Below are 26,693 nucleotides of genomic sequence, written 5' to 3' on the forward strand. Positions count from 1 at the left end.
ACGCCGCCCTGCCCGTAGGCCGGCTTGCGCCATGAGGTGAACGTTTCCCGGCCCCGGGGTGCTGACGCTCCTGGGGGGCGTGTACAGACTCCGGGGCCATGAAACGACACGTGACGATGCTTTTGTGCGCCCTGGGACTCTCCGCCTGCGCCACCGTGTCTCCGGTGGAGCACGCCGCCCTGCTCGAGGAGCAGAACAAGCAGCGGGCGCGGATGCTCACCGAGGAACTCTACAACCTGCGCAAGCTGGACCGCATCCCCGAGTTCATCGCCGAGGACTTCGTGGACCACTCGCAGGACACGCCCTCGGGCGTCACGGGCCCCGCGCTCGTGCGCCAGCAGGCGGAGGCCAGCTTCCAGGCGTTCCCCGACCTCAAGTTCGACATCCTCCACGTCGTGGCGGACGGAGACCTGGTCGCGGTCCACTGGAAGGCCCTGGGCTCGGACCCGAAGAACCTCGACGCGGCCGGCAAGCCGAAGCCGCTCACCCTCAACGGCCAGTCCCTCTACCGCATGCGCGAAGGCAAGGTGGTGGAGGCCTGGGACACCACGGACCGCCTCTCGCCGCTCCTCCAGCGCGGCTACAAGGTGGTGCCGCCGACGCCCTGACGTCGGAGGCCCACCGGGTAGTTCAGCGCCGGCACCGGGGTTGGAACGATGCGGTCCACGCCCGTTCCGTCCCCAATCATTCCCCACTCATTGCTTCCCCAGACCCAGGCGGTGCCATCCCGCCTCACCGCGAAGCTGTGGGACCAGCCGGCCATCACGGAGACCACCTCGCCAAGCCCATACGCCCGCACGGGCACCGCGCTGCCGCGGGTCGAACCGGTCCCCAGCTGGCCTCCGGCGTTGCTGCCCCAGGCCCAGACCGTCCCGTCCCGCGCCAGGGCCATCGTATGGTTGCCGCCTCCGAAGACGCCGACGGCGCCCCCAGGCACCGAGACCTGCACGGGCTCGGGGCTGTCGAACGTCGTTCCATCTCCGAGCTGCCCCAGGTCGTTCCGTCCCCAGGCCCACACGGTGCCGTCCCGCTTCAGGGCCACGGTGTGGTCTCCGCGGGAGGTCACCGAGGCGACGCCCGTCATCCCCAGGACCTGCGCGGGCACCGGCCGGCTCTCGAACGTCTCATCCCCCAGCTGGCCATTCCCGTTGAACCCCCAGGCCCAGACCGAGCCATCCCGCCGCAAGGCCACGGTGTGAATCGAGCCCGCGACCACGGAGACGACGTTCGACAAGCCCTTCACCTGGACGGGACGGAAGCGGTGGACGGTGCTCCAGTCCCCCAACTCTCCGCTGGTGTTGTGTCCCCAGGCCCAGACCGTGCCATCCCGCCGCAGCGCCACGGAGTGGTGCCGCCCCGCGTCGATGGCGGTCACCTCGGAGAGGCCCTGGACCTGGGTGGGCACCAGCCGGGTGTCGGGCGCCGTCTCTCCAATGCCGAGCTGGCCCCACTCGTTCAGCCCCCATGTCCAGACGGTGCCATCCTGCTTCAGCGCCACGGTGTGGTAGGCGCCCGCGGCAATGGCGACGACACCGGTGAGGCCCGGTACCGGCACGGGCACGTCACGGCGGGTGGCCGTGCCATCCCCGAGCTCGCCCCACCCGTTGCGTCCCCACGCCAGCAGCGTTCCATCCGGGCGCAGTGACACGGCGTGGAACTCCCCCGCGGAGAAGAGCGCTTCGTCCACGCCCCCGGAGCAGTTGTTGTCCTTGCCGTCGAGCATCTCGAGCAGGCCTGGGCCGCGCTCCGGGTCGCCGTCGTCACAGTCTCCCGCGCGAGCGACATGTGCCAGCGGCGGCCCGCAGGCCCTCACCGCGGCGCCCGCTCCCACTCCGTCGCCATCCGCGTCCAGATAGAAGTCGCTCACCGCGAGCTCTTCATCGATCTGACCATCGCAGTCGTTGTCGACGACGTCACACACCTCCGTGGCGCCTGGGTGGACCAGCGCGCGGAAGTCGTCGCAATCATCGTTCACCCGGGAGTAGCTCGCGGGCACCTGCTCACAGAAGCTCCGGGCCTCCGCGCCGGGAGCGCCGTGCCCGTCTCCATCCGCGTCGGGGTACGCCTGGATGAGCGCCGTCGGGCACTGGGTCCCCGCGTCTCCCTCCTGCGGGCAGACCCCTCGCGCGGCACACTTCTGCTGCCATTCCTTCTCAATCTCATCGAGACTCGGCACGACACAGCCCGCGCCCAGGAGGAGCAGTCCTCCCACCATCAGTGCGATGCGAATCATTGCCACTCCCGGAGCGCGGTGCTGGGAACTCAGGCCTTGCCGTCCAGCATCTTCAGCGTCGGGGTGTGGACGTACTTGAAGTAGTCCGGGCTCGGCAGCGGGCGCAGCTTCGCGCTCTTGCTGCCCGAGTTGTCGTAGATGTAGTGGACCCCGTTCTTCTTCCCGGCGTAGATGCCGCCGTGCCACTTGTCTCCCCAGGCATGGCCCTCATGGGTGGAGAGGACGGCGCCCGGCTTGAGCTTGTCCCAGTCGATGCGGCTCCAGTTCTTGCTGCCGCTCTTGCTGCCCGCGTCGTCCACCGGCAGCGGGGACTTGCCCTGCTTCTTGAGGATGGGGTTCCAGACCCGCCGCACGAAGCCGTAGCAGTCGTTCTTCCCATCGAAGCGGTAGCCGCCGGTCCGGTTGATTTCCTCGCCCTCCGTCTTCGCCTTCTTCATCACGTCCGAGCTCTTGATCGGCCCCCCATCCCCGCCCTTCGTGTCCTTGGCGTTGGAAGCCTTGTCGGTCCCCTTGGAGCCGTCGACGAAGGTGTCCCCGGACGAGACGTTCTTGGACTTCTTCGTAGGCGTGCCGTCGAACCCATCCGTCTTGCCGGGAATCCGCAGCGTGTCCTTCGCCCGGATGACGTTCGCGTCCTGGATCTTCGGGTTCGCCTTCATCAGCGCGCTGACGGTGGTCTTGTTCTCCGCGGCGATGCGCGACAGCGTCTCACCTGCCTTGATGCGATGGATTTCCATGGGAGTCTCCGGGGAAGGGGTGCTTCGGGTTCGCGGTGATGAAGAGGGAATGACCCGTCCCCCGTTCCAAAAATGGCCGAGGTCATTCCAGCTCCGCTTCGCGCCCCGTCTCCTCGTGGGCGGAGGCGAGCTCCCTGCGCTTCGGCTTGAGCCTGTCGATGTCCTTCTGCGTGAAGGGGGGCCGCACCTTCTCCTGGGTCGCCAGCGTGTTCGCCTCGCGCATGGCGTCCTCGGCCCGCTTCGCCGTCAGCGCTACGCGCTCCTCGGCGGCCCGGAGCTTCCTCTCCTCGGTGGCGGCCTTCTCGGTGGCCTGCTGGCGCTTCTTGTCTGCGGCGAGGGCCGCCGCCAGGGACTTCTTCGCGGCCGCGGGCGTCTGTCCCGGTTGCCGCGCGGCCTCGCGCGCATCAGCGGCGGTCCTCTCCTCGGCCACCTGCTGTTGGCGAGCGGCCGCGGCGGCACGCCAGGCGACCAGGGAGATACGACGCGCGGCCCCGGCGGCACGACGCGCGGCCTCCGCGGCACGCAGGGCGTCCTCGGCCTCCTGTCGGGCTTCCTCGATATGGCGGGCGGTCTCCGACGTATTCACACCTGACTTGCAGAGACCATCCGATGGCGGAACACCCCCCATGGAAAATTCCTCTTCTGCCAGGAGCAGCCCCAGCGCTTCGGGCGGAAAGAGGAAGCGGCGCGGACCGCGTTCCAAAAAAGTCTGGACCCCCCTCGTGACCAGCGGCACCTACGTTTGACACAGTGCGAAACGTGAACTCCGTGGTGGCGCCCCCATGAATGCGTGCCCCCAAGACACGACGCTGAGCGACCTCCTGGCGGGGTTGCTCTCCGACGAGCAACGGGCCGACGTCCTCGCCCACGTGGAGGACTGCTCCGATTGCCAGTGGGTGCTGGCGGCGGGGGATGGCGCCCGGGTGCTGAACAGCCCCTCGGCGAGGCTCACGCTGGAGCGCCCGCCGCCGCTGGCGCGCGGCTCCACGGTCTCCCGGTTCGTGGTGCGCGAGTGCATCGGCGCCGGAGCCATGGGGGTGGTGTACGCGGCGGATGACCCGGAGCTGGGCCGCCCGGTGGCGCTCAAGGTGCTGCGCCCCGAGGGACGCCATCACGAGGAGCTCCAGCAGCGGCTGCTGCGCGAGGCGCAGGCGCTGGCGCGGCTGTCCCACGCCAACGTCGTCACCCTCTATGACGTGGGCACCTTCGGCGACGGCATCTTCCTGGCCATGGAGCTGGTGGAGGGCACCACGCTGGCCGAGTGGATGAACCCGCCGCGTCCCTGGCGAGAGGTGCTGCGCGTCTTCGTGGAGGCGGGCCGGGGTCTGGCGGCGGCACACGCGGCGGGACTGGTACACCGCGACTTCAAGCCCGCCAACGTCCTCCTCGGGAAGGACGGCCGGGTGCGCGTGACGGACTTCGGCATCGCCCGGCTGCTCCACCAGCAGGAGGCCCCCGCCGCGCCAACGAATCCCGAGGCCCCCATTCCAGCCACGGGCCGGCTCACCCGGACGGGCCTCGTGCTGGGCACCCCCGCGTACCTCGCCCCGGAGCTGCTGCGCGGTCAGCGCGCCGACGCGCGCTCGGACGAGTTCAGCTTCTGCGTCGCGCTCTACGAGGCCCTCTTCGGCCTGCGTCCCTTCCACGGGGAGACGCTGAGAGAGCTGGCCCAGGCCATCCAGCAGGGCCGGGTGCGCCCGCCCGGGCGCGAAGTGAAGGCCCCTGCCTGGGTGCGGCGCGCGGTGCTCCGCGGGCTGCGCGCCGAGCCCGACGAGCGCTTCCCGTCCATGGACGCCCTGCTGGCGGCCCTCACCCCGCCGCGGAGGATGCTCGCGCGGGTGGTGGCCACCGCGACGGTGACGGGCGTGCTGGGGGCGCTCGCGGCCTACGGGGTGACGCACCGGCGCGAGGCGCGCTGCGAGCAGGAGGTGGAGAAGCTCGCGGCGGCCTGGAGCCCCGAGCGGCGGGAGCGGGTGCGCGCGGCCTTCCTCGCCACGGGTGCGGCCTTCGCCGCGCCGGCCTGGGAGCGGCTCTCGACGGCGCTGGACGCCTACGCCACCCAGTGGCGCACGCTGCGCGCCGAGGCCTGCGTGGCCGCGGACGACAGCGACACCGCGAAGGGCGCCTGGCAGACGTCCGCGTGCCTGGACGCGCGGCTGTGGCAGTTCGCCGCGGTGACGGAGTTGCTGGAGAAGGCAGACGTGGTGACGGTGCAGCACGCGCACCAGATGGCGACCTCCCTGGAGGGGCTCAACGGCTGCCGGGACGCGCCCGGCCTCTCCGCCCGCCCGCAGCCGCCCGACCCCCTGCGCCCGCGCGTGGAAGCGGCACGGCGGAAGCTGGCGCAGGCCCGCGCCCACCTCCTGTCGCACCGGTTCAAGGAGGGCCTCGCGGTGACGACGGCCCTCCTCGAGGACATCCAGGGGCTCGACTACAAGCCGCTGCGGGCGGAGGTGCTCAGGGCCCACGGCGAGCTCCTCGGGGCCCTCAACAAGACGAAGGACGCGGAGGAGGCCGACTACCAGGCCCTGTGGGCGGCCGAGGCCGCGGGTGACGACGAGACGGCGGCGCGGGCCTTGATGGAACTCATCTGGGTGGTGGGCGAGGAGCAGTCCCGCTTCGACGAAGCGGAGAAGCTCATCCGGCACGCCCAGGCCGCCCTCGAGCGACTGGGGCGAGAGCGCTTCCCGGACATCACCACGGACCTGCACACGCGCCTGGCGTCGCTGAGGCAGATGCAGGGCCGCCTCGCCGAAGCGGAGAAGGAGGCGCTCCAGGGCCTGGCTTTCTCGCGCGGGAGGAATGGCCCGGACAGCCTCCGCACGCCCAACCTCCTCCACCTGCTGGGACGCATCCGCTCCGGCCAGGGCCGCTATGAGGACTCGCTGAAGCTCCACCGCGAGGCCCTGGAGATACGCGGGCGCCTGATGGGCTCCGGCAACCCGGCCCTCGTGACGTCCTACAACCGTGTCGCCACCGCCTCACTCCAGGTGGGCCGGCACACCGAGGCCGTCAGCGCCTGGCGCAAGGCCCTGGCCCTCCAGGAATCCACCTCCACCCCGGAGACCACCCAACTGGGGACGGTGCTGCTGAACCTCGGCGGCGTCACGCGCATCGAGGGCCGGCTGGAGGAGGCACGGTCCATGACCGAGCGGGCGCGCGCCATCTTCGAGAAGGCCCGGGGCCCCAACCACCTCACCGTCGTGTTCGCGCTCGTGGAGCAGGCGCGCATCACCAGCGACGCGGGCCAGGATGCCAAGGCACTGGCGCTCGCCACCGACGCCCTGGAGCGCATCCAGCGTTCGCAGGGCCCGGACACGCCGCGCGCCTCCCTCCCGCTGACCCTCCGGGGGCAGCTGTATCTGAAGACGGGCCGCCACCCCGAGGCCCGGCGCGACCTGCTGGACGCGCTGAAGCGGATGGAGCAGGAGCATGGCCCGGAGGGCGGTCACTCGGTGTCGGCGCTGCTGCCCCTGGCCGAAGTGGCCCTGGCGACGCGGGCTCCGAAGGAGGCGCTCGCGTACTGCGAGCGCGCACGCAAGGTCACCGAGAAGGTCCAGGGCCTGGAGTCCCCGGAGGCCGCCAGCGCCCTGACCTGTGCCGGCAAGGCGCACCTGGCGCTGGGCGCCGCGGACGAGGCCGTGCCGTTGCTGGAGCGTGCCCGGCGCATCCAGAACCGCTGGGGCGAGCCCGGTGACAAGGAGGAGGCTGGGAGGACGACCTTCCTCCTGGCCCGGGCGCTCCTGGAGACGCGCACCGCCCCGGACCGGAAGCGGGCGCTGGAGCTGGCCGAGGAGGCCCGCGCGCGACTGGAGTCCGCGGGCGTCCGGGGCCGGCCGGAGCTCCAGAAGGTGCTGGCCTGGCAGCGGCGGGAGGCGAAGCCATGAGCGACGAACGGAAGACGGGCGCCCTGGCGGCGCTGCTGCGCGAGCACGTCTCACGGGAGCAGCGCGCGGAGCTGGCGAGCGTGGAGGGGCTGGAGGCGCTGCTGCGAGGGCACGTCGAGGCGGCCCGCGCGGCGTGGCCCTCGCTGACGCTGCCGGCCGAGGACTACGTGCGGCACCTGACCCGGCACCTGCCCACGGGCAAGGCCGCGGAGGTGCTGCGCATCCTCCACGGCGCCGACCTGTACCTCGCGTGCGCCTGCGCCCAGGGGGAGCCCGCGGCGCTGCGGGCCTTCGAGCAGGACGTCCTCCGCTACATCCCCGCCCGGCTCGGGGCGCTGTCACCCAGCATGGTGGAGGAGGTGCTGCAGGTGCTCCGCGAGCGGCTGCTGGTGGGCGGCGCGGGCGCACCTCCCCGGATTGGAAGCTACGCGGGCCGGGCGCCGCTGTTGACGTGGGTGGGCATCGTCGCGGCGCGCATCGCCGGAGAGCTGGTGGAGCGCAACGGGCGCGAGCTGCTCGTCACCGAGTCCCCACAGGTCTTCGCGCGGATGCTGGCCACGGCCAACCCGGAGCACGAGGTCCTTCGGGAGGACGCGCGCCAGATGTTGGTCGAGGCCATCCAGAAGGTGGTGGCGACGCTCTCCGCCCAGGAGCGCGCCCTGCTGCGCCTGCACTACTTCCATGGCTTCACCATGGACCGGCTCGCGCAGCTGTACGGCGACTCACGCTCGGGCGTGGCGCGCAAGGTCACCCAGGCGCGCCAGCTGCTGCTCGAAGGCGTCCAGGCGGAGCTGGCCGGCCAGCTGCGGCACGACGCCCTCGCGGTGGAGAGCCTGCTCGGGCTGGTGCGCAGCCAGCTCGACATCAGCCTCCACCGGATGCTGGGCTGAAGGCCCCGTCACGTCACTGCACGCCGGGCGCGCGGAACACCTCGCCGTCGCGCCCTTCCACCACCAGGCTGGCCGCGTCCGTCGGAGACACCCGCAGCGCCACGCGCGGCTGCCCACGCCGGTCCACCAGCAGCAGGTTGGGCGAGCCGTGCTCGTCCGCGCCCAGAATCGCGCGGGGCCGCCCGTTGGCGTCGGCCAATTCCAGCCGCGACGAGCCGTCCACCTGGAGCCCCACGGAGAAGAGGTCCGCGCCCCCGGCCTTGGACAGCGTCAGGCGCGGGGCCTCGTCCGAGTACACGGTCAGCTCGGCCAGCGACTCGCCGCCCGCCGTGGAGAAGCGCAGCCGGGGCGAGCCATCCTCGCCCACGCCCAGCAGCGCCCGGGGGCGGCCCTCGCCGTCGCTCAGCACCAGCCCGGCGTTGCCGCTCGCGTCCGTCCCCAGCGTGGCGCGCGTGCGCCCCTGCGCGTCCGTGAGCACCAGCCGCGAGGCCATCATCTCTTCCGGAGGCCGCGCCTCCCGCAGCGCCGCCACGCCCAGCCCCAGTCCGGCCAGCGCGAGCGCCGCGAACGTCAGTCCCTGCCACCGCCGGCACCGGCGCTCCAGTTGCTCCATCCGCGCGTCGAGAGAGTCCATCCGAGAGCCTCCTCCATGGAGAAGCTAACGGAAGTCCGGCCACCCCGCGCGCCCATCTGTCCGGCAGTGACACCCCGCCCTACACCACCCGTGTCCTCCCCGGCGGCGCTGTCCTAAGTCGGACCTCTCCGCCCCGGGCCCGGCCCTCCCGGGGTGCCATCCTTTCGGGAGGTGTCATGGCCCCAGGACTCCGGGTGCTGCTGCCCCTGCTGCTCGTCGCGATGACCGCCTGTGTGCGCAACCCCGCCACCGGCAAGCGAATGCTGGCCCTCGTGTCCAACGACGAGGAAATCGCCCTGGGCAAGCAGGGCGCGCTGGACGTGCGGCAGTCCATCGGCCTGCTCGACGACAAGAAGGTGCAGGACTACGTGGCCGCCGTGGGCCTGCCCATGGCGCGCCGCTCGGAGCGGCCGGACCTGCCGTGGACGGTGCAGGCGGTGGACGACCCGGTGGTGAACGCCTTCGCCCTGCCCGGCGGCCCCGTCTTCGTCACCCGCGGGCTGCTCACCCACCTCAACTCGGAAGCCGAGCTGGCGTCGGTGCTGGGCCATGAAATCGGCCACATCACCGCGCGGCACTCCGTGGAGCAGCTCTCCCAGGCGCAGCTCGCGCAGCTGGGCCTCGTGGTGGGCAGCGTCATCAGCGAGGACATCGCGAAGTACGGAGGCCTCGCCGCCGCGGGCCTGCAGCTGCTCTTCCTCAAGTACGGCCGAGACGACGAGCGCCAGGCGGACGAGCTGGGCTTCCGCTACATGCTGGGGTCCGGCTACGACGTGCGCGAGGCGGCGGACGTCTTCTCCACGCTGGGCCGGGTGAGCGAGTCCGCCGGAGCCGGCGGCCTGCCCTCCTGGCTGTCCACGCACCCCGACCCGGGAGAGCGCGTGGAGGCCGCCCGCGCGCGCGCCGCGAAGGCCCACGTGGACGTCAGCCGCCTGAAGGAAGGCCGCGAGGAGTACCTCGCCATGCTTCAGGGCATGGCCTACGGGGAAGACCCGCGCCAGGGCTTCTTCCGGGGCAATGTCTTCCTGCACCCCGGCCTGCGCTTCCAGCTCACCTTCCCTCAAGGGTGGAAGACGGCGAACCAGACGCAGGCGGTGCTCGCCGGCAGCCCCAAGGAGGACGCCATCATCGGCCTGGCACCGGCGGGCAACGTCGCGCCGGAGGCCGCGCTGCGGCAGTTCCTCTCACAGCAGGGCATCCAGCCCATCAACGCGGCGCCCGAGGGCTACCCGGCCGGCTCCGCGTACTTCCAGGCGCAGACGGAGCAGGGCGCCATCGGCGGCGTCACCACCTTCTTCACGCATGCGGGCACCACGCTGCAGCTGTTGGCCTACACGGCGGCCGGACAGCTCGCGTCGTACGACGACACGTTCCGCGCCACCTTCCGCAGCTTCGGCGAATTGACCGACCCGGCCGCGCTGGCGGTGCAGCCCGCCCGCATCGAGCTGGTGAAGCTGGACGCCGCCATGACGGTGAAGCAGTTCCAAGAGCGCTACCCCTCCACCATTCCCGTGGAGGAAGTGGCCCTCATCAACGGCGTGAAGCCCGAGGACACCCTGCCCGCGGGCCACACGGTGAAGCGTGTCACGGGAGGGGTGAAGCCCTCACCGTGACGGGTGCGCTTCGGGCGCGGCTTCAGTCCTCGTAGCCGTCGTTGCCCGCGTTCTCGTCGCCGCTGTCGACGCTGGCGTTGTCGATGTCCGCCGCGTCGATGCGCGAGTCGCGGTTGATGGGACGGCCACCGCCGAAGAGGAAGCCCAGCTTGAACTGGACGAAGCCGCCGCCGAAGCCGGAGGCCACCTCGGAGTCCGTCTGCGTGGTGTTCACCTCGCCCAGCACCGGCATGGACACGCCGACCTCCGGCATCAGCCGGAAGCCCTCCGTCACGCGCAGGGCGTAGCCCACGGACGCGCCGACGCTGAGGATGTTGACGGCGGCGCCGTCCTCCAGCGCGCTGCCGGAGATGCGGGTGCCGGAGACGCGGGGCCCGAGCACGAACTCCGAGCCACCGCTCGTCTTGAAGCCCACCAGCAGCGGCAGGGACAGGTTCACGTAGCTGATGGAGGCATCGTCGCCCTCGTCACCCGTGCCGAGGAACATGCCCGTCACGGACGGCGCCAGCGAGATGGCCTTGTTCGGGTCGCGCGAGTCCGTCAGCAGGAACTTGCTCTGCAATTCCACCAGTGACGAGCCGAAGCGCACGCCCAGGTCCACGCCGTCGGACACGCCGTAGCGCGCCGCCAGGTCGATGTGCGGGTAGTAGATGCTGCCGCCCCCCACGTCGCTGTCGATGACGGCCGCGCCGCCAACGCCGGGCTCCACGGCGAACTGGAACTTGCCGGAGCCCAACGTGTCCGCCGTCTGCACATGACTCACGGACACACAACCGCTTCCAAATGCCGCGACCAACGCGGCACCCGCGACGACTCGACGCATCATGTTTCGTTTCCCCTCGCTCGCCTGAGCGTTCCGCGAATGGAACGTGGCTGGGCGCTTCGACGTCGCACGAAATCAAACATTCAAAGGAATTGCACGACACCCATTTCGCCAATCCCAGGTCGGGGGTGACCCTGTCACAGGTGACATCCCATGGTGCCGGACGTCACAATGCGGGGATGGACGACTCCAAGCGTGAGGGATTGCTGAAAGCCTACCGGGCAACGCGCTACGTCATCGGGCCGCATGCGGTCACCGGGGGCGAGGAGCGGGAGCTTCGCGTGGGAGCGTTGCATCCGGCCCTGGACGCGGTGCTGGAGGAGCGCGGCCACCGCGAGTGGGCCTTCCTGACGGCGTGGAACCCGGGCTCACACCCGCGCGACAAGAACGAGAACCAGCGCGCGCAGGACCAGTTGTTGTCGCAACTGATTGCGGGAGGCTGGCAGGTGGCCGCCGCCGTTGGCCAGTCGGAGGACGGCAACTGGTCCGAGCCGAGCTTCTTCGTCCCCGGCCTGTGCCGCGCGGAGGCCGAGCGCTTCGGCCGCGCCTATGGGCAGGTCGCGGTGCTGGTGGGCCGCGTGGGCGGCCTGGCGGAGCTGCTGTTCTGTGACGGCGAGGATACACGGCCCGCCGCGGCCCCGTAGGACGACACGGCGTGCTACCGGGAGGGCCCATGGCAACGGGCACTCAGCCCAGCCGCACCCTCGCGGCGAGGAAGTCCAGGAACGCGCGCACGCGCGAGGGCAGCGGTCCTCCCGCGCCCACGAAGACGGCGTGGACGGGCTCGGTGTCGCCGGGGTTGTGGTCCTCCAGCACGGCCACCAGCCGGCCCGCCGCGATGTCCTCCCGCACCTGGAAGGCCGCGAGCCGCGCCAGTCCCAGGCCCGCCAGCGCGAGCTGCCGCAGGGCGTCCCCGTTGCTCGCCTGGGCATTGCCGGAGGGTGAGACGCGCACCTCGGCGCCGCGCTCCACGAAGGGCCACTCCTCCATGGCGCGCGAGTAGCCGAAGCGCAGCAGGTTGTGCCGCTCCAAATCCCGCGGCTTCCCCGGCGTCCCCCGGCGCTTCAGGTACGCGGGCGCTCCGACGATGACCATGCGCGTCTCGCCCAGCTTGCGCGCGACCAGGTCGGAGCTACCGAGCGGCCCGCTGCGGATGGCCACGTCGGTACGGTCCTCCAGGAGGTTGACGACCTCGTCGGTGAGCACGAGGTCCAGGGTGACGCCGGGGTGGCAGGCGAGGAACTCCGGGGCGAGGGGCAGCAGGAAGTGCGTGCCGAAGGGCACGCTGGCGTTGACGCGCAGCCGGCCGCGCGGCGAGGTATTCGCGGCGATGCCGCGCTCCGCCTCGTCCAGGTCGGCGAGGACGCGGACGCTGCGTTCGTAGAAGGTGACGCCCTCGGGGGTGAGCTGGAGCCGCCGCGTGGAGCGATTCACGAGCCGCGCGCCCAGCCGCTGCTCCAGCCGCGCCACGAGCTTGCTCACCGCGGACGGCGTCATCCGGAACGCGCGCGCGGCGGCGGAGAAGCCGCCCAGCTCCACCACGCGCACGAAGACCTCCATCTCTCCCGAGCGGTTGACGTCCAGCCGCGCCATCGTGAGTTCACCTCACAAGTCCTATGCCGCCATCACGCGTGGTCCGCGAGCGGCGTGCCGCCCATTATCAGGTGCAGCCGCGCCTGTCGTCGCGAGGAGGCCTCCCCCACCCGTGCGCCACGCGCGGCGGCCCCTCGGCGCGCTGGCGCCATTCCCCACGGGAGAAGGACATGAGCACGAAGAACAAGGTGGCCCTGGTGGTCGGAGCCCAGGGCGTCATCGGCCGCAACCTCGTCACGCACCTCGCGGCGCTCGGCGACTGGGACGTCATCGGCCTGTCGCGGCGGGGCGGCGCGCCCTCGGGCCGCGTCCGGTACGTGGAGGTGGACCTGCTGAACCCAGAGGACTGCCGCGCGAAGCTGGGCGGCCTCACCGGCGTGACGCACATCTTCTACGCCGCGTACCAGGACCGGCCGACCTGGGCGGAGCTGGTGCCGCCGAACCTGGCCATGCTGGTCAACGTGGTGGACGCCATCGAGCCCATCGCCCCGGGCCTGCGGCACATCAGTCTGATGCAGGGATACAAGGTCTACGGCGCGCACCTGGGCCCGTTCAAGACGCCGGCCCGCGAGACGGACGCACCGCACATGCCGCCCGAGTTCAACGTGGACCAGCAGGCCTTCCTGGAGACGCGTCAGAAGGGCCGGGCCTGGAGCTGGTCGGCCATCCGCCCGTCGGTGGTGTGCGGCTTCGCGCTCGGCAACCCGATGAACCTGGCGATGGTCATCGCGGTGTACGCGGCCATGTCGAGGGAGCTGGGACTGCCGCTGCGCTTCCCGGGCAGGCCGGGCGCGTACGACGCGCTGCTGGAGATGACGGACGCGGAGCTGCTGGCGAAGGCCACGGTATGGGCGGCCACGGACGAGCGCTGCGCCAACCAGGCCTTCAACATCAACAACGGCGACCTGTTCCGCTGGAGCGAGCTGTGGCCGAAGCTGGCCCACGCCTTCGGATTGGAGGTGGCGCCGCCGCTGCCCATGTCGCTGGAGGTCGTGATGGCCGACAAGGAGCCCCTGTGGAAGGCCATGCAGGAGAAGCACGGGCTGGAGCGGCACCCGTACAAGGACGTGTCCTCCTGGCGCTTCGGGGACTTCGTCTTCGCGTGGGACTACGACGTGCTGGCGGACGGCTCGAAGGCGCGGCGGTTCGGCTTCCACGAGTACGTGGACACCGAGGCCATGTTCCTGCGCCTCTTCGCCGACTTCCGCCGCCGCCGGGTCATTCCCTGAGGACGGCCCGGCCTACTTCAGCCCCAGCGCTTCCTTCATGCCGGCGTTGCGCTCCTTCGCGCGGCGCACGGCGATGAGCAGGTCATTGGGGTCCGGCGGGACGGCCATCCACGAGAAGTAGCGAAGCTGTCCCCCACCGTCCGCGTCCTCGATGCTGCCGACGACGACCGTGCCGTGCTTGAAGGCCTCCTCCCAGGGGCCGCAGCCCGACATGGAGAAGTGCTTCACGTTGGGGTCCGTGGCCCGCGTCCAGGCGATGCAGGGGAACTCGGAGCAGTCCAGCGCGACGACATCCAGCCCCATCCCGCACTCCTTCGCGGCGCGCTGGGAGACCCGCTCGAAGCCCTTGGGCGTGTAGGGCTCCGGGGTGTCCGGAGCGAACGGCAGGGGCTGGTCCGGCCCCGCGCCCGGAGCACTCGCGCGAAAGGTGGGCGCCGGAGTGGAGGGCGCCGTCGTGGACGCGGCAGCCGGCGGGCCACTCGCGCCGCTCCGCAGGGCCTGAAGCTCCTCTTCCAGGGCCTTGTTCTTGCGTCGCAGCTCGGCGGCCTCCGCCTGGGCCATGAGCGTCTCGTTCACGCGCGGAACCTCGGTCCGCCGGGCCGGCGCGGGCGGGGCCGGAACCGGCTCCGCTTCCAGGCGAACCTGCGTGGGTCCCTGGCTGCTGGCGAACCAGACCCCGACGCCAAAGCCGAGCGCCACGGCGACTCCCACGACCGACCGGGTGAGCAGCTTCATGAGGCGAAATCCCTACTCGTCCGCGATGAACTTCACGGGCTGGTGACCCGGGCCGAAATAGCCAGCGGGAACATCCTTGCCCGGGGTGATGACGAGCGCCTGCCCCTTCTCGAGCACCGCGCTCTTGAGAGGCGCCTCGACCCCGGGTCGCCACACCGTCACCTTGAGGGTGCCGGAGGGCTCGCGGTCCGCCTGGACGTTCAGCTTTCCCTGCCAGGCAGACCGCTGCCACGACACCGCTCCACCTGCTTCCAGGCGGATGTCGATGGTCCCCTGCGCGTCCTGCAACTTCATGGCGACCATCTTCGGATCACACCACGTGGGTGGGTCCCGAGGTCCGCACGGGGGCGGCGCGGCGAGCACTTCTCCCGACAGCGCCAGGAGCAGTCCCACCAGCACGCCAGAATGGGTCCGACCCATCATCGAATCCGCCATGGGAGAGGAGGCTAGCCCGCTTCACCGGGTTCGGCGAATCGGGCCACCTCCTCGCGGTGGCCGCTTCGTGGCCGCTTCAACGAGCGACACGGAGGCGGATTAGCAGGGGCCGCACTTGACGCCGCACATCTCCACGCACAGACCGCACGCGGAGCCGCCGCCGCAGCTGACGCAACAGTCACGCGGCTGCGCTTCCGCGGTGGCCGGGGCGCTCACCACGCCCAGAATCGCGCCAATGCCAAGACCCCCAACGAGCACTGCCAGCTGAACGAGCTTCCCCATGATTCCTCCCAGTCGAACCCCGACAAGGGCTCTCTCGCAGTCACGGCCCGCCGCGAAAAGCGCGGTTGGCAACAGCACTGCGAATGCAACTTGACGCACGGCCTGGGAATGACTGACGCGCGCCTTTGCTTTTTCCAACACTTCGCGGAGGTCCTCCACGTGTGATGGAGTCGTCTGCCCCATGGCGAAGCAATTCCCGCACCTCCAGCCCGAGCACCGTGAGTTCATCCAGCGGCAGCGGCTGTTCTTCACCGCCTCCGCGGCGTCCACCGGGCGGGTGAATGTCTCACCCAAGGGGCTCGACGCGCTCCGCGTGCTCGGTGAGCGCGAGGTCGTCTACCTGGACCGCACCGGCAGCGGCAACGAGACGGCCGCGCACCTGCGCGCCGACGGGCGCCTCACCCTCATGTTCTGCGCCTTCGAGGGGCCTCCCTACATCTTGCGCCTGTACGGACGCGGCCGGGTCCTCCGGCACGGTGGCCCCGAGTACACCCGGCTGCTGGCGGACGTGTTCGGCAACGAGGAGCCTCCGGGCGCGCGGCAGATGGTGTGGCTCGACATCGACCTCGTGCAGAAGTCGTGCGGCTACGGTGTCCCGCTCTTCGAGTACGAAGGAGAGCGGCCCACCCTCACGAAGTGGGCCGAGGCGAAGGGACCGGAGGGGCTGGACACGTACCGGCGCGAGAAGAACGCCCGCAGCATCGACGGCCTGCCGACCGGTCTCTTCGACGACGAAGCCTGACGTCAGGGAATGGGCACGCGGCCCTGGCCCGCGTTGGGCACGCTCACCCCGCTGCCGCCCTGCGCCGACTCCGCTGGCAGCGCGCCCGGGGTGATTTCGATTTCCTGGGCGCGGGTAATCCGGCGCGCCAGCTCGTCGAACTCCAGCTCGATTCCGCGGCCGGGCCGGTCCGCGAGCCCGAAGCGGATGCGCCAGTAGTTCGGGCGAATCTCGATGGCCTCGCTGGCCTCCGCCAGCAAGAAGCTGTTGTTCCGGGCGTATTCCTCGCCTGCCTGGATGACGTCCCGCTGTCCAATCTCCTGCTGGACGGCATAGGCCGAGGGTGGCTGGGGAAGCCGGTTGGTCGGTCCGGCGCACGCGGCACCGAACAGCAGGGCACCGGACAGGAGGTAACGGGGGACGAGGCGGAGGCGGGGCGGGACCATGCATGGACATTGAGCATGGACCGTGCCACCCGCGAGCAAGGGAGCCCTCGCGGCACGCGCGAAGAGTCTGCGCCTGCTTGGGCCACCAGCGCAGGGCCTGCGCCCATCCCCCATGGGAATCCACCCGGCTCAGGGCCCCGCGACCGCGTCCGGCGTCAGCTCCACTCCCGCCCGTGCCAGCCAGGCCACCGCCTGGACTCCTCCGGGAAGCGCCGGGTTCCCCTTGAGCGAGGCCATGAACGCGCCGTCCCACGGATTCCCCGTGCCGAGCAGCGCCTCGCGAACGAAGCCCTGGAAGGACTCCAGGCTCGGATGGGACATCTCGAGCCGGCACATGGAGCTGCGGCACTCCAGGGACACGACTCGCGCGCCCCGCGGCAACAGGACACCGAGCCGCTCCGCGCGCGGCAGGGCATCCCGGCTCCACGCCGCATCCACCTCCTCGCCAAAGAAGCGCGCGTCCAGCCTGGCGACCACCTCCTCAGGCGTGGGCTCTGGAGGCACCGCGTCCGCGCCTTCCGCGGAGGGACTCCCCGCTCCCGCCGGCTCCACGGCTCCAGCGCCTCGCTCCGGCGCGGGGGAGGTCTCCACGCGGGGACCGACGGCGGCCTGGGCGGCGCGAGCCGTCACCTGCGCCTCACGCGCCAACCGCTCGGAGCCGGCGACCGAGGCCTCCAGCTCACGGACCTGCTGCTTCAACCGCCGCAGCTCGGCGGCTTCTCGCTCGGCGGAGGCGGAGGTGCCCGCGGCCTCCCCGCCGATGAGGCGGCCGAGGCCCAGGGTCAGCAGCCCACCGAGCAGGCCGGCGATGACAAATGCCCATTTTCTTTCCATGTCGCGTGCACCGGGGCGCCCGCGAATACGCGAGCGCCCCACCCCGGCAGTCATTGGCACATCGGACGGACGCCGGCCCACGTGCCGGCGCCTCACGCGCTCTTGCTACGGGTTGTAGTCGACCGAGTTGACTCGTCCGCCATTGTCGAGGTGGCAGCTGACGTACAGATAGCCCCTGGACGGAACGTGGGCGTCGGTCAGCGTGATGAGCTGCGTCGTGTTGATGGGGGGGCCGATCCACTTGCGCGTGCCGCCGTAGACCTGGGTGAACTCGCGATTCATCCCCACGGCGGCGCAGCCCACGAGGCCCGACGTCGTGGTGACCTGGGCGGCGACGACGACCGTCTTGTCCCCAGACGAGTCGATGGAGAGGGGAATCTCGAAGCTCTTCCGAGTGGAGCAATCATTGATGATGGTGCTGTAGGCCACCCGGAAGCACGTGCCGTCGCTCCAGAACTCGGGCCGGCCGCTGCTCGCGGGCACACTGCGCGCCACCGCCACCAGCGGCAGGAGGGCTCCCGCCATGAGCACCACTTTCTTGAGTCGGCTCTTCATCACGCGTCTCTCCTCGGGTGGGGCTGGAGCGCCGTGTCCCGTGACACGAGGCTCCAGCGGTTTCACCCGGGGAAGCTCCCATCCGCGTCGCCTACCCAGCAATTCACTAAAATCAGGGAGTATGCTCTCCGAGGACCACCGCGGGAGGCTCGATGGGGAGCGGCCATCTTCGGAGTCATCAGGTGCGCGCGCTGGTGCGGTTGCTCAACGAGGCGCACGAGCTGCCGGCGACCGGGGACGAGCGCCCCAGGCATCTGCTCTCCGGCATGCGGCGCATCCTGGGCGCGGCCGTGAGCGCCTGCGTGCTGGACCGGGACTTCCAGCCGGAGGGGCGGGGCAACTTCACGTACGTCGTGCTGGAGGGCTGGGACGGCACCACGCTCCCCTCGATGCAGGCCCTGAGACAGGCGGGCAGCGCCTTCCATCCCGCCATTCGCGCGCTGATGCACCGGAGCGTCGAGCCCGCGGCCCTCGTCACGTTGAGGCGGCGGGAGCTGGTCGATGACCGGGGCTGGTACGGCGCGCCCTTCGTCGAGCACCACCTCATGCCGGCGCACCTCGATGACTCGCTGTACTCGATTCGCCGCTCGGACGAGCCCTCGGTGGTGCAGGGCGTCGGGTTCTACCGGGCGCGCAACGAGCGGCCGTTCGACGAGGCGGACCGCGAGCTGCTGCACCTGTTCCACGCCGAATGCGGGTCGATGTTCGATGCGCCGGAGCCCGAGGGCGATGCGCTCCTGAAGGCCCGGCTCGCGCCGCGCGAGCGCCAGACGCTGGAGCTGCTCCTGCGGGGGCTCGCGGACAAGGAAATCGCGGACCAGCTCGGCATCAGCCGGTTCACCGTGAATCAGTACACGAAGTCGCTCTACCGCCGCTTCGGCGTCCACTCCCGGGCGGCGCTCATCTCGCGGCTGCTCGGTCGCCCGGCGCTCGCGAGCGGACCACCCCCGTCCGCCGGAGCGAACGGGGGCGGCGGGACGTGACTACTTGCCCGCGGTGGGAGGGGTGATGCGCTGCTTCTCCACCACCTCGTCGATGAGGCCGTACTGCCGGGCGTCCTCGGCGCTCATGAAGTAGTCGCGCTCGGTGTCCTTCTCGATGCGCTCGATGGAGTGGCCCGTGTGCTTCACGATGAGGCCGTTGATGTAGCTGCGCAGGCGGAGGATTTCCTTGGCCTGGATGTCGATGTCCGTGGCCTGGCCCTGCGCGCCGCCGAGCGGCTGGTGAATCATGATGCGGCTGTTGGGCAGCGCGTAGCGCTTGCCCTTGGCGCCGGCCAGCAGCAGCAGCGCGCCCATGGACGCGGCCTGCCCGACGCAGATGGTGGACACCGGACACTTCACGTACTGCATGGTGTCGTAGATGGCCAGGCCCGCCGTCACGGAGCCACCGGGCGAGTTGATGTAGAGGTTGATGCCCTTGTCGGGGTCCTCGGACTCGAGGAACAGCAGCTGGGCGACGATGATGTTCGCCACGTCGTCGTTGACGGGCGTGCCCAGCATGATGATGCGGTCCTTGAGGAGCCGGCTGTACAGGTCGTACGCCCGCTCGCCGCGGTGCGTGGTCTCGATGACGAAGGGGACGTTCATGGCCCCAGTACCCTAATCGTCCTGTCGCCCTCGCGCCCGCCCCTTCTGACACGAGCGTGTGCTGCCCTACGCTTCTTCCCGTCCCCCACCCCGCGCGCCTCCGTCGCGCGGCTGCCCTGGGGCCGGGCACCGCCCCTCGCGCCCCACCCGCCAGGGGGAACGGACGAGGCCGCCCCACCTTGGGGCTCACCTTCTCGTACACGCCCCATGGCGGGCGGGCAGGCGAGCACCCGCCGGCCGTGGGCGCCGGGCTCAGCCCTTCTCGCCGACCATCGCCTCCGGGCGGACCCACTGGTCGAACTGCTCGGCGGTGAGGAGGCCCAGCTCCACGGCGACCTCCTTGAGCGTCTTGCCCTCCTTGTGGGCCTTTTTGGCGATCTTCGCCGCGTTGTCGTAGCCGATGTGCGGGTTGAGCGCGGTGACGAGCATCAGGCTGCGCTCCAGGTTCTCCCGGATGCGCGGCATGTTGGGCTCGATGCCCACGGCGCAGTGGGTGCGGAAGCTGCGCATGCCGTCGGCCAGCAGCCGGCAGCTCTGCAGGACGTTGTGGATGATGAGGGGCTTGAAGACGTTCAGCTCGAAGTTGCCGGACGCGCCGCCCACGGACACCGCGACGTCGTTGCCCATGACCTGGGCGCACAGCATGGTGAGCGCCTCGCTCTGGGTGGGGTTCACCTTGCCCGGCATGATGGAGCTGCCCGGCTCGTTCTCCGGAATGGTGATTTCGCCCAGGCCGGAGCGCGGCCCGGAGGCGAGCCACCGCACGTCGTTGGCCACCTTGAAGAGCACCGCGGCCAGGCCCTTGAGGGCGCCGTGCGCCTGGACGAGCGCGTCATTGGCGGCGAGCGCCTCGAACTTGTTGGGCGCGGTGACGAAGGGGTGGCCGGTGAGGCTGGCAATCTCCTTCGCCACGCGCTCGGCGTAGCCCTTGGGCGCGTTGAGGCCGGTGCCCACGGCGGTGCCGCCCAGGGCCAGCTCGTACAGGTGCGGCAGCGTCAGCTCGAGGTGCTTCCGCGCGTGCTCCAGCTGGGCCACGTAGCCACTGATTTCCTGCCCCAGGGTGAGCGGCGTCGCGTCCTGGAGGTGGGTGCGGCCAATCTTGACGATGTCCTTGAAGGCGCGGGACTTGTCCGCGAGCACGTCGCGCAGGGCCTTCAGCTCGGGGATGACGTTCTCGACGATGGCGATGGCGGCGGCCACGCTCATCGCGGTGGGGAAGACGTCGTTGGAGCTCTGCCCCTTGTTGACGTCGTCGTTGGGGTGGACCTTGCGGGCCTCGCCGCGCTCGCCGCCGAGCAGCTCCGAGGCGCGGTTGGCCAGCACCTCGTTGCAGTTCATGTTCGTCTGGGTGCCGCTGCCCGTCTGCCAGATGCTCAACGGAAACTCGCCGTCATGCTGGCCGGCGAGGACCTCGTCGGCGGCCTTGACGATGGCGTCACCCTTCTCGCGCGGCAGGGTGCCGTTCTCCATGTTGACGATGGCGGCGGCCTTCTTCACCAGCACGAGCGCGCGGATGAGGGCGGGCGGCATGTGCTCGGTGGAGATGGCGAAGTTCTGGAGGCTGCGTTGGGTCTGCGCGCCCCAGAGGCGCTCGGCGGGCACCTCGATGGGGCCAAAGGTGTCCTTCTCGATGCGAACGTTCTTCGTGCTCACGCGCGGGGGCTCCTCGAAGGAAGGGGTGACGTCGGCGGGCCAGGGCATAACAAGCCGGACCTGCCCGACGCCGGCCCGGCGTGATTACCGTTGTCCCGTGAGCACTCCCGGCGCCACTGGAAACGGAACCATCCGAGCCCTCCTGCTCGCCCAGGCGAGGGGCACGCCCATGCGCCGCGTCACCGAGGCGCGCGCCGTGGAGGGCCGGGGCCTCGAGGGGGACCGTCACTCGCAGCGCGCGCTCGGGCACAAGCGCCAGGTGCTGCTCCTGGACGAGGCCTCGCGCGCGGCGCTGGACGTGCCCGTGGGCGCGCTGAAGGAGAACGTGCTGGTGGAAGGTCTGCCGCTGGACACCCTGCCCCCGGGCCAGCGGCTGGCGCTCGGGGACGAGGTGCTGCTGGAGCTGACCGAGCCGTGCGTGCCGTGTTGGAAGCTGGACGCGCTGAGGCCGGGCCTGCTGAAGGAGAGCTGGGGGCGGCGCGGCCAGCTCGCGAAGGTGCTGAAGGGCGGCACCGTGCGGGAGGGCGACGGCGTCCGGCTCCTCGACGTGAACCCGGACGCGCCGCGCATCATCCGCCCGAAGCTGCCCTGAGGGCCCGCGCGGAAAGACACCCGCGCCGGCCCGTTGACGGGTTTACACGCGCTTTTCGACCTGGGGCGCGTCGCTGCCGCCGACGCTGCCGAGCCAGTCCACCGCCTTCTGCACGGGGGGCCTGCTCACCGCGGTCGCGGGCGTGAAGGCCCAGAGGAGCAGGTACACCATCGTCGCCGTCCCGCCGGAGAAGGCGAGCGCCACCACGAAGGCGACGCGCAGCAGCGCCGCGTCCACGCCGAAGTACTGCCCCAGCGCCGCGCACACTCCGGCCAGCTTCTTCCCCTCCACGTCGCGGTGCAGCGGCTCCATCCGGGTGCCGCAGTGCGGGCACTTCCGCGCCTCCAACTTCATCTCCTCCGCGCAGTCCGCGCAGCGCTTCGTGTCCATGGCGTGTCTCTCCCCATCGGGGCCCCTTGGCGTCAGCGGCCCTCGTTCCTACCTACGGAGGTCGGCGCGCCCGATTGCGTCGTGCGCCACAGGCCTTCGGCCCTGTCCAACAATCTCCGCCCCCGTTTGTTGATTTACAGATTTAATGCGGATGCTGTTGACAGGCTTACAGGCAAGCAGGCAGATTTTGACGCGCCCTTCCATTTCCCGCTCGGAAGACCCATTTTCCGAACCGTCTGACGGCATTTACAACGCACCAAGCCAAGGAGCCCGGATGAGCGCCTCAGCCCCCAATCAGAAGACCCCGTCCTTTGGTCCAGGGGTGGTGGTGAAGGGGGCCTGGCACCCCGACTACGCGGAGGTGCTCACGCCCGAGGCGATGGAGTTCGTGGCGAAGCTGGTGCGCACCTTCGGGGAGCGCCGGCAGGCGCTGCTGGAGCGCCGCAAGGTGGTGCAGCAGGCGTGGCGCAAGGGCGAGCGGCCCCACTTCCTGCCGGAGACGAAGGCCATCCGCGAGGGGAACTGGACGGTGGCACCCCTGCCGGCCGACCTCCAGGACCGCCGGGTGGAAATCACCGGCCCGGTGGACCGGAAGATGATCATCAACGCGCTCAACTCGGGCGCGAGCGTCTTCATGGCGGACTTCGAGGACGCCAACAGCCCCACCTGGGACAACGTGGTGCGCGGGCAGGTCAACCTGCGGGATGCCGTGCGCCGCACCATCAGCTTCACCGCCGAGGGCGGCAAGCACTACGCCCTCAACCCGAAGCCGGCGGTCCTCTTCGTGCGGCCCCGCGGCTGGCACCTGCCGGAGCGCCACGTCGAAATCGACGGCAAGCCCATCTCCGGCTCGCTCTTCGACTTCGGCCTCTTCTTCTTCCACAACGCCCGCGAGCAGCTCGCCCGGGGCACCGGCCCGTACTTCTACCTGCCGAAGATGCAGAGCCACCTGGAGGCCCGGCTGTGGAACGACGTGTTCCACCTGGCCCAGTCGGAGCTGGGCATCGCTCGCGGCACCATCAAGGCCACCGTCCTCATCGAGACGCTGCCCGCCGCGTTCGAGATGGACGAAATCCTCTACGAGCTGCGCGAGCACTCGGCCGGCCTCAACTGCGGCCGCTGGGACTACATCTTCAGCTTCATCAAGACGCTCCAGTCGGACACCGGCGTCGTGCTGCCCGACCGCGGACAGGTGACGATGGACAAGGCGTTCCTCAACGCCTACTCGCAGCTGCTCATCCAGACCTGCCACCGCCGCAACGTGCACGCCATGGGCGGCATGGCGGCCTTCATCCCCATCAAGGGTGACGCCGCGGCCAACGAGGCCGTCCTGGAGAAGGTCCGCGCGGACAAGCTGCGCGAGGTGAAGAACGGCCACGACGGCACGTGGGTGGCCCACCCCGGCCTCGTCTCCGTCGCGAAGGACATCTTCGACGCCCACATGAAGGGGCCGAACCAGGTTTCCAACAAGCGCGAGGACGTGCGCATCGGCGAGGCGGAGCTGCTCAAGGTGCCCTCCGGCACGCGCACCGAGGACGGCCTGCGCCACAACATCCGCGTGGGCATCCAGTACACGGCCGCGTGGCTGGGGGGCCTGGGCTGCGTGCCGCTCTACAACCTCATGGAGGACGCGGCCACCGCCGAAATCTCCCGCGCCCAGGTGTGGCAGTGGATCCACCACGGCGCCTCGCTGGAGGACGGCCGCAAGGTGACGGCGGAGCTGTTCCGCAAGCTCCTCGTTGAGGAGATGGCCCGCATCGAGAAGGAGGGCGCGAAGGAGAAGTACGGCGCCCAGCACCTCGAGCGCGCCCGCGTCCTCTTCGAGCAGCTGTCCACCGCCGGCACCTTCGAGGACTTCCTCACCCTGCCCGCCTACGAGGCGCTCGACGCCAACGCCTGACGTTTCCATGGGGACCGCCCCGGTCCCCCGCATCACACGCAACAACCCGTATTCCACATACTCACTGCAGCGAGGAGCACGCGATGTACGACGCCACGCCGACGACGACCGAAGTCTCCCCTCACGCCAAGCTCCACGCTCAGCGGTTCGAGGGCATCACCCGCAACTACACCCAGAAGGACGTGGAGAAGCTGCGCGGCTCCATCCGCATCAGCTACACGCTGGCGGAGATGGGCGCGAAGCGGCTGTGGGAGCTGCTCCATACCGAGGACTACATCAACGCGCTGGGCGCCCTCACCGGCAACCAGGCGGTGCAGATGGTGCGCGCGGGCCTGAAGGCCATCTATCTGTCCGGCTGGCAGGTGGCGGCGGACGCCAACTCGGCCGGGCAGATGTACCCGGACCAGAGCCTCTACCCGGTGGACAGCGTCCCGGCGGTGGTGAAGAAGATCAACAACGCCTTCCGCCGCGCGGACCAGATTGACCACGCCGAGGGGCGCACGGACCGCTACTGGTTCGCCCCCATCATCGCCGACGCCGAGGCCGGCTTCGGCGGCCCGCTCAACGCCTTCGAGCTGATGAAGTCGATGATTGAGGCCGGCGCCGCGGGCGTGCACTTCGAGGACCAGCTGGCCAGCGAGAAGAAGTGTGGCCACATGGGCGGCAAGGTGCTGGTGCCCACCAGCCACTTCGTGCGCACCCTGAACGCGGCCCGTCTGGCGGCGGACGTCATGGGCGTGCCCACCCTGCTGGTGGCCCGCACGGACGCGGACAGCGCCAAGCTGCTGATGAGCGACGCGGACGAGTACGACCACGCCTTCATCGACAAGAAGTCCGGCCGCACCGGCGAGGGCTTCTACCGCATCAACGGCGGCATCGACTGCGCCATCGCCCGCGGCCTGGCGTACGCCCCGTACGCGGACCTCGTGTGGTGCGAGACGAGCACCCCGGACCTCGCCCAGGCGAAGAAGTTCGCCGAGGCCATCCGCGCGAAGTACCCGAACAAGCTCCTGGCCTACAACTGCTCGCCGTCCTTCAACTGGAAGAAGAACCTGGACGACGCCACCATCGCCAAGTTCCAGCGTGAGCTGGGCGCCATGGGCTACAAGTTCCAGTTCGTCACCCTGGCCGGCTTCCACGCCCTCAACTACGGCATGTACGAGCTGGCCCGGAAGTACAAGGACCGCGGCATGGCGGCCTACAGCGAGCTGCAGCAGGCCGAGTTCGGCGCCGAGAAGGACGGCTACACCGCCACGCGTCACCAGCGCGAGGTGGGCACCGGCTACTTCGACCAGGTCGCCGAGGTCATCTCCGGCGGCAACGCCAGCACGCTCGCCCTCCACGAGTCCACCGAGGCGCACCAGTTCTAGGAGTTCCGGGGGTTTTCCCCGTTGCTAGAGGCCGTGGGCTCGCGGGCTGTCTGCCCGCCGGGTCCGCGGCCTCCGGCCTTTTTGGGGCCCGGACGCAACTTCCGCCGGGCCGCGGCGATAATGTGGATCAAAGGCCTGAAGCGCGCGAAGTGCGCGTTCTCCTGAAGGCCGGGACGGAGCCGCCATGAACCGCATCAACTCCTTCACGACGGGCCTTCGGGTGCAGCAGCCCACCACCCCGACGACGGGTGGCGCTTCCCGCACGGGCTTCGGCTCGCTCGTCCAGGGCGGCGGCGCGCAGCAGTCCGCGGCCTTCCGGCCCGGCGACCCGCTGATGACGTCCGGCGGCCAGGTGGTGTCCTCGGCGCTGGCGTCGGTGGGCAGCGCGCCGCACACCGGGCTGATGAACTCCTACCTGTCGGCCGTGGGCCGCGGCCCCATCTCCGCCGAGGGCAGCCGGGAGCCGGCCGCGGGCACGGCGACGCAGGCGCAGCCGGGCTCGGAGCAGGCGAAGCAGGAGCAGGCGCTGATGGACCTCGCCGCGCTGTCCGCCGCGACGCTGGGCAACTCCATCATCCACATGGGCAACAAGATGAAGATTTCGCTCGACACCTGAGCGTCGCGTTCAGGCGCCGGTAGGCGACAAGGGCGGGAGTGCGCCACGCGAGTGGACGCCCCCGCCCTTCGCATTCCTGGCGACGACTTCAGCGCTTGTCGTCGTCCTTCTTCGCTTCCTTCTTGTTGCTCTTCTCGTCGTACTTCTGGCGGTACTCGTCCTGCAGCTCCGGGGCACCCTTCCACGGGAGGTCCACCTCGGTGCGCTGGCCGCCGTGCTGCTCGGTGATGTCGTTGAGGTGCTCGGCGCGGCCCTCGGCGGGCACCGTGTCACCGGCCTCCTCGGGGTCCTTCTGCTTCGCCGGGTCCAGGGGGATGCCCACGCCGCGCTTGAGGTACTCGTCCTTCGGGTCCATGAGAGGGCTCCTTCGAGGAAGGTTCGTTCAACGCCTTGCCTCGAAGGTGGGGACGGTGGGCCTCCATGCGCACCGAGCGGGCGGCCATGCGGGGGCCCGGCGGCTCAGTTGAGGTACTTCGGCCGGGGCGGCGTGGGCGGGGCCTCCTGCTGCTTCATCAGCTCCAGCCCCTGGCGGGTGAGGACGAAGCGGACGACGCCGGAGCCGCGCTCGGTCTCGATTTCGGCCTCGAAGGCGGGGCCGGCGATGCCGCCGAGGGCCACGTCCCTGCGGAGGTTGGTCACCCGGCCGCTGAGCATGTCGCCGGCCACCTCCCGCGAGCCCTCACCCCGCTGGTGCAGGTCGAAGGCGGCCTGGTGCAGCGTCATCGCCAGCGCCGGTGTCAGCGGCTGGGAGCTGAACAGGACGGAGATGAGGAGCCAGTAGGGCGGGGTCTGGTCGGAGGACATCGCGCACGCATACTAAGCGCCTCGCGCCGTGGAGGCCCGGAGAAGTCGCCGGGGTGATACCCGAGCCCACCCCCTTGCTCGCGCTTCGCCCCACCTTTCCGGACCTGCTGGCAATCCCTGTCATGCCACCGG

General features: G+C 70.5%; 28 protein-coding genes. 12 read left to right on the forward strand and 16 right to left on the reverse strand.

The genetic code is table 11. The annotated features are described in order from the left end of the window. Window positions 1-116 precede the first annotated feature (116 nt). Entirely contained in the window at window positions 117-608 is a 492-nt protein-coding gene (locus tag HG543_RS00865) for an ester cyclase (RefSeq protein WP_246356667.1), read from the forward strand. Here the strand turns inward: HG543_RS00865 and HG543_RS00870 are convergent. The 3 genes from HG543_RS00870 to HG543_RS00880 form a co-directional block, all read right to left on the reverse strand. Beyond that, complete coding sequence (locus HG543_RS00870) at window positions 581-2,233, reverse strand: RCC1 domain-containing protein (protein WP_169342700.1); 1,653 nt, start codon at window positions 2,231-2,233, stop codon at window positions 581-583. The genes HG543_RS00865 and HG543_RS00870 overlap by 28 nt on opposite strands. A gap of 29 nt (window positions 2,234-2,262) precedes the next feature. After that, on the reverse strand, window positions 2,263-2,970 hold the full coding sequence (locus HG543_RS00875; RefSeq protein WP_169342701.1) for a LysM peptidoglycan-binding domain-containing protein: 708 nt from the start codon (window positions 2,968-2,970) through the stop codon (window positions 2,263-2,265). 82 nt (window positions 2,971-3,052) lie between these two features. After that, window positions 3,053-3,556, reverse strand: a complete 504-nt coding sequence (locus HG543_RS00880) for a hypothetical protein (RefSeq protein ID WP_169342702.1) — start codon at window positions 3,554-3,556, stop codon at window positions 3,053-3,055. A 196-nt stretch (window positions 3,557-3,752) separates the two neighbouring features. On the opposite strand from HG543_RS00880, the gene HG543_RS00885 reads away from it, so the two are divergent. After that, window positions 3,753-6,857 carry a tetratricopeptide repeat protein gene (locus HG543_RS00885; protein WP_169342703.1) on the forward strand — a complete coding sequence of 1,035 codons (3,105 nt, stop codon included), beginning with the start codon at window positions 3,753-3,755 and terminating at the stop codon, window positions 6,855-6,857. After that, window positions 6,854-7,747, forward strand: coding sequence for a sigma factor-like helix-turn-helix DNA-binding protein (locus HG543_RS00890; protein WP_169342704.1), 894 nt, complete (start codon window positions 6,854-6,856; stop codon window positions 7,745-7,747). The genes HG543_RS00885 and HG543_RS00890 overlap by 4 nt, the downstream gene beginning before the upstream one ends. A gap of 13 nt (window positions 7,748-7,760) precedes the next feature. On the opposite strand, the gene HG543_RS00895 is transcribed toward HG543_RS00890, so the two are convergent. Next, window positions 7,761-8,381: a hypothetical protein gene (locus tag HG543_RS00895; RefSeq protein WP_169342705.1), complete on the reverse strand. Its 621-nt coding sequence runs from the start codon at window positions 8,379-8,381 to the stop codon at window positions 7,761-7,763. Window positions 8,382-8,557: 176 nt separating this feature from the next. On the opposite strand from HG543_RS00895, the gene HG543_RS00900 reads away from it, so the two are divergent. Then, on the forward strand, window positions 8,558-9,994 hold the full coding sequence (locus HG543_RS00900; protein ID WP_169342706.1) for a M48 family metalloprotease: 1,437 nt from the start codon (window positions 8,558-8,560) through the stop codon (window positions 9,992-9,994). A gap of 22 nt (window positions 9,995-10,016) precedes the next feature. Here the strand turns inward: HG543_RS00900 and HG543_RS00905 are convergent, their stop codons facing one another. Then, window positions 10,017-10,763, reverse strand: coding sequence for a hypothetical protein (locus tag HG543_RS00905; RefSeq protein WP_343073237.1), 747 nt, complete (start codon window positions 10,761-10,763; stop codon window positions 10,017-10,019). Between the two features lie 233 nt (window positions 10,764-10,996). On the opposite strand from HG543_RS00905, the gene HG543_RS00910 reads away from it, so the two are divergent. Continuing rightward, entirely contained in the window at window positions 10,997-11,461 is a 465-nt protein-coding gene (locus HG543_RS00910; protein ID WP_169342707.1) for a DUF3293 domain-containing protein, read from the forward strand. A gap of 43 nt (window positions 11,462-11,504) precedes the next feature. Here the strand turns inward: HG543_RS00910 and HG543_RS00915 are convergent, their stop codons facing one another. Further along, complete coding sequence (locus HG543_RS00915) at window positions 11,505-12,410, reverse strand: LysR family transcriptional regulator (RefSeq protein ID WP_169342708.1); 906 nt, start codon at window positions 12,408-12,410, stop codon at window positions 11,505-11,507. A gap of 170 nt (window positions 12,411-12,580) precedes the next feature. On the opposite strand from HG543_RS00915, the gene HG543_RS00920 reads away from it, so the two are divergent. Continuing rightward, window positions 12,581-13,639 (forward strand): SDR family oxidoreductase, encoded by a 1,059-nt coding sequence (locus HG543_RS00920; protein ID WP_169342709.1) that lies wholly within the window; start codon window positions 12,581-12,583, stop codon window positions 13,637-13,639. 12 nt (window positions 13,640-13,651) lie between these two features. Here the strand turns inward: HG543_RS00920 and HG543_RS54360 are convergent, their stop codons facing one another. After that, window positions 13,652-14,374 carry a hypothetical protein gene (locus HG543_RS54360; protein WP_211193647.1) on the reverse strand — a complete coding sequence of 241 codons (723 nt, stop codon included), beginning with the start codon at window positions 14,372-14,374 and terminating at the stop codon, window positions 13,652-13,654. Between the two features lie 12 nt (window positions 14,375-14,386). Then, window positions 14,387-14,668: a hypothetical protein gene (locus tag HG543_RS00930; RefSeq protein ID WP_169342710.1), complete on the reverse strand. Its 282-nt coding sequence runs from the start codon at window positions 14,666-14,668 to the stop codon at window positions 14,387-14,389. Window positions 14,669-15,272: 604 nt separating this feature from the next. On the opposite strand from HG543_RS00930, the gene HG543_RS00935 reads away from it, so the two are divergent. After that, window positions 15,273-15,833 carry a pyridoxamine 5'-phosphate oxidase family protein gene (locus HG543_RS00935; RefSeq protein ID WP_169342711.1) on the forward strand — a complete coding sequence of 187 codons (561 nt, stop codon included), beginning with the start codon at window positions 15,273-15,275 and terminating at the stop codon, window positions 15,831-15,833. Window positions 15,834-15,835: 2 nt separating this feature from the next. Here the strand turns inward: HG543_RS00935 and HG543_RS00940 are convergent, their stop codons facing one another. The 3 genes from HG543_RS00940 to HG543_RS00950 all read right to left on the reverse strand — a co-directional run bounded on the left by HG543_RS00940 (window position 15,836) and on the right by HG543_RS00950 (window position 17,647). Then, window positions 15,836-16,258, reverse strand: a complete 423-nt coding sequence (locus tag HG543_RS00940) for a hypothetical protein (protein WP_169342712.1) — start codon at window positions 16,256-16,258, stop codon at window positions 15,836-15,838. A gap of 129 nt (window positions 16,259-16,387) precedes the next feature. Further along, the gene (locus HG543_RS00945; RefSeq protein ID WP_169342713.1) at window positions 16,388-17,092 is read right to left on the reverse strand and encodes a hypothetical protein; all 705 of its coding nucleotides are present in this window, start codon (window positions 17,090-17,092) and stop codon (window positions 16,388-16,390) included. A 105-nt stretch (window positions 17,093-17,197) separates the two neighbouring features. Further along, window positions 17,198-17,647 carry a hypothetical protein gene (locus HG543_RS00950; protein WP_169342714.1) on the reverse strand — a complete coding sequence of 150 codons (450 nt, stop codon included), beginning with the start codon at window positions 17,645-17,647 and terminating at the stop codon, window positions 17,198-17,200. Between the two features lie 182 nt (window positions 17,648-17,829). On the opposite strand from HG543_RS00950, the gene HG543_RS00955 reads away from it, so the two are divergent. After that, on the forward strand, window positions 17,830-18,630 hold the full coding sequence (locus HG543_RS00955) for a helix-turn-helix transcriptional regulator (RefSeq protein ID WP_343073238.1): 801 nt from the start codon (window positions 17,830-17,832) through the stop codon (window positions 18,628-18,630). Here the strand turns inward: HG543_RS00955 and clpP are convergent, their stop codons facing one another. Together clpP and fumC are read right to left on the reverse strand one after the other, a co-directional pair. After that, window positions 18,631-19,236 carry an ATP-dependent Clp endopeptidase proteolytic subunit ClpP gene (clpP, locus tag HG543_RS00960; RefSeq protein ID WP_169342716.1) on the reverse strand — a complete coding sequence of 202 codons (606 nt, stop codon included), beginning with the start codon at window positions 19,234-19,236 and terminating at the stop codon, window positions 18,631-18,633. It lies immediately after the preceding gene. Window positions 19,237-19,488: 252 nt separating this feature from the next. After that, complete coding sequence (fumC, locus tag HG543_RS00965) at window positions 19,489-20,889, reverse strand: class II fumarate hydratase (protein ID WP_169342717.1); 1,401 nt, start codon at window positions 20,887-20,889, stop codon at window positions 19,489-19,491. A gap of 169 nt (window positions 20,890-21,058) precedes the next feature. Here fumC and HG543_RS00970 point away from each other — a divergent pair, with 169 nt between their 5' ends. Next, a complete protein-coding gene (locus HG543_RS00970) occupies window positions 21,059-21,481 on the forward strand; it encodes an MOSC domain-containing protein (protein ID WP_169342718.1) in 423 nt (140 codons plus the stop codon). A 42-nt stretch (window positions 21,482-21,523) separates the two neighbouring features. Here the strand turns inward: HG543_RS00970 and HG543_RS00975 are convergent, their stop codons facing one another. Beyond that, window positions 21,524-21,871, reverse strand: coding sequence for a PspC domain-containing protein (locus HG543_RS00975; protein WP_169342719.1), 348 nt, complete (start codon window positions 21,869-21,871; stop codon window positions 21,524-21,526). A gap of 274 nt (window positions 21,872-22,145) precedes the next feature. Here HG543_RS00975 and aceB point away from each other — a divergent pair, with 274 nt between their 5' ends. From aceB to HG543_RS00990, 3 genes are all read left to right on the forward strand, one after another. Next, window positions 22,146-23,771 carry a malate synthase A gene (gene aceB, locus HG543_RS00980; protein ID WP_169342720.1) on the forward strand — a complete coding sequence of 542 codons (1,626 nt, stop codon included), beginning with the start codon at window positions 22,146-22,148 and terminating at the stop codon, window positions 23,769-23,771. An 83-nt stretch (window positions 23,772-23,854) separates the two neighbouring features. Continuing rightward, complete coding sequence (gene aceA / locus HG543_RS00985) at window positions 23,855-25,141, forward strand: isocitrate lyase (protein WP_169342721.1); 1,287 nt, start codon at window positions 23,855-23,857, stop codon at window positions 25,139-25,141. A gap of 184 nt (window positions 25,142-25,325) precedes the next feature. Then, the gene (locus tag HG543_RS00990) at window positions 25,326-25,757 is read left to right on the forward strand and encodes a hypothetical protein (RefSeq protein WP_169342722.1); all 432 of its coding nucleotides are present in this window, start codon (window positions 25,326-25,328) and stop codon (window positions 25,755-25,757) included. An 88-nt stretch (window positions 25,758-25,845) separates the two neighbouring features. Here the strand turns inward: HG543_RS00990 and HG543_RS00995 are convergent, their stop codons facing one another. Further along, window positions 25,846-26,112 carry a hypothetical protein gene (locus HG543_RS00995; protein WP_169342723.1) on the reverse strand — a complete coding sequence of 89 codons (267 nt, stop codon included), beginning with the start codon at window positions 26,110-26,112 and terminating at the stop codon, window positions 25,846-25,848. A gap of 104 nt (window positions 26,113-26,216) precedes the next feature. Further along, complete coding sequence (locus HG543_RS01000; protein ID WP_169342724.1) at window positions 26,217-26,561, reverse strand: hypothetical protein; 345 nt, start codon at window positions 26,559-26,561, stop codon at window positions 26,217-26,219. Between the last annotated feature and the right edge of the window lie 132 nt (window positions 26,562-26,693).

Source organism: Pyxidicoccus fallax (assembly GCF_012933655.1).
Classification (GTDB): Bacteria; Myxococcota; Myxococcia; order Myxococcales; family Myxococcaceae; genus Myxococcus; species Myxococcus fallax.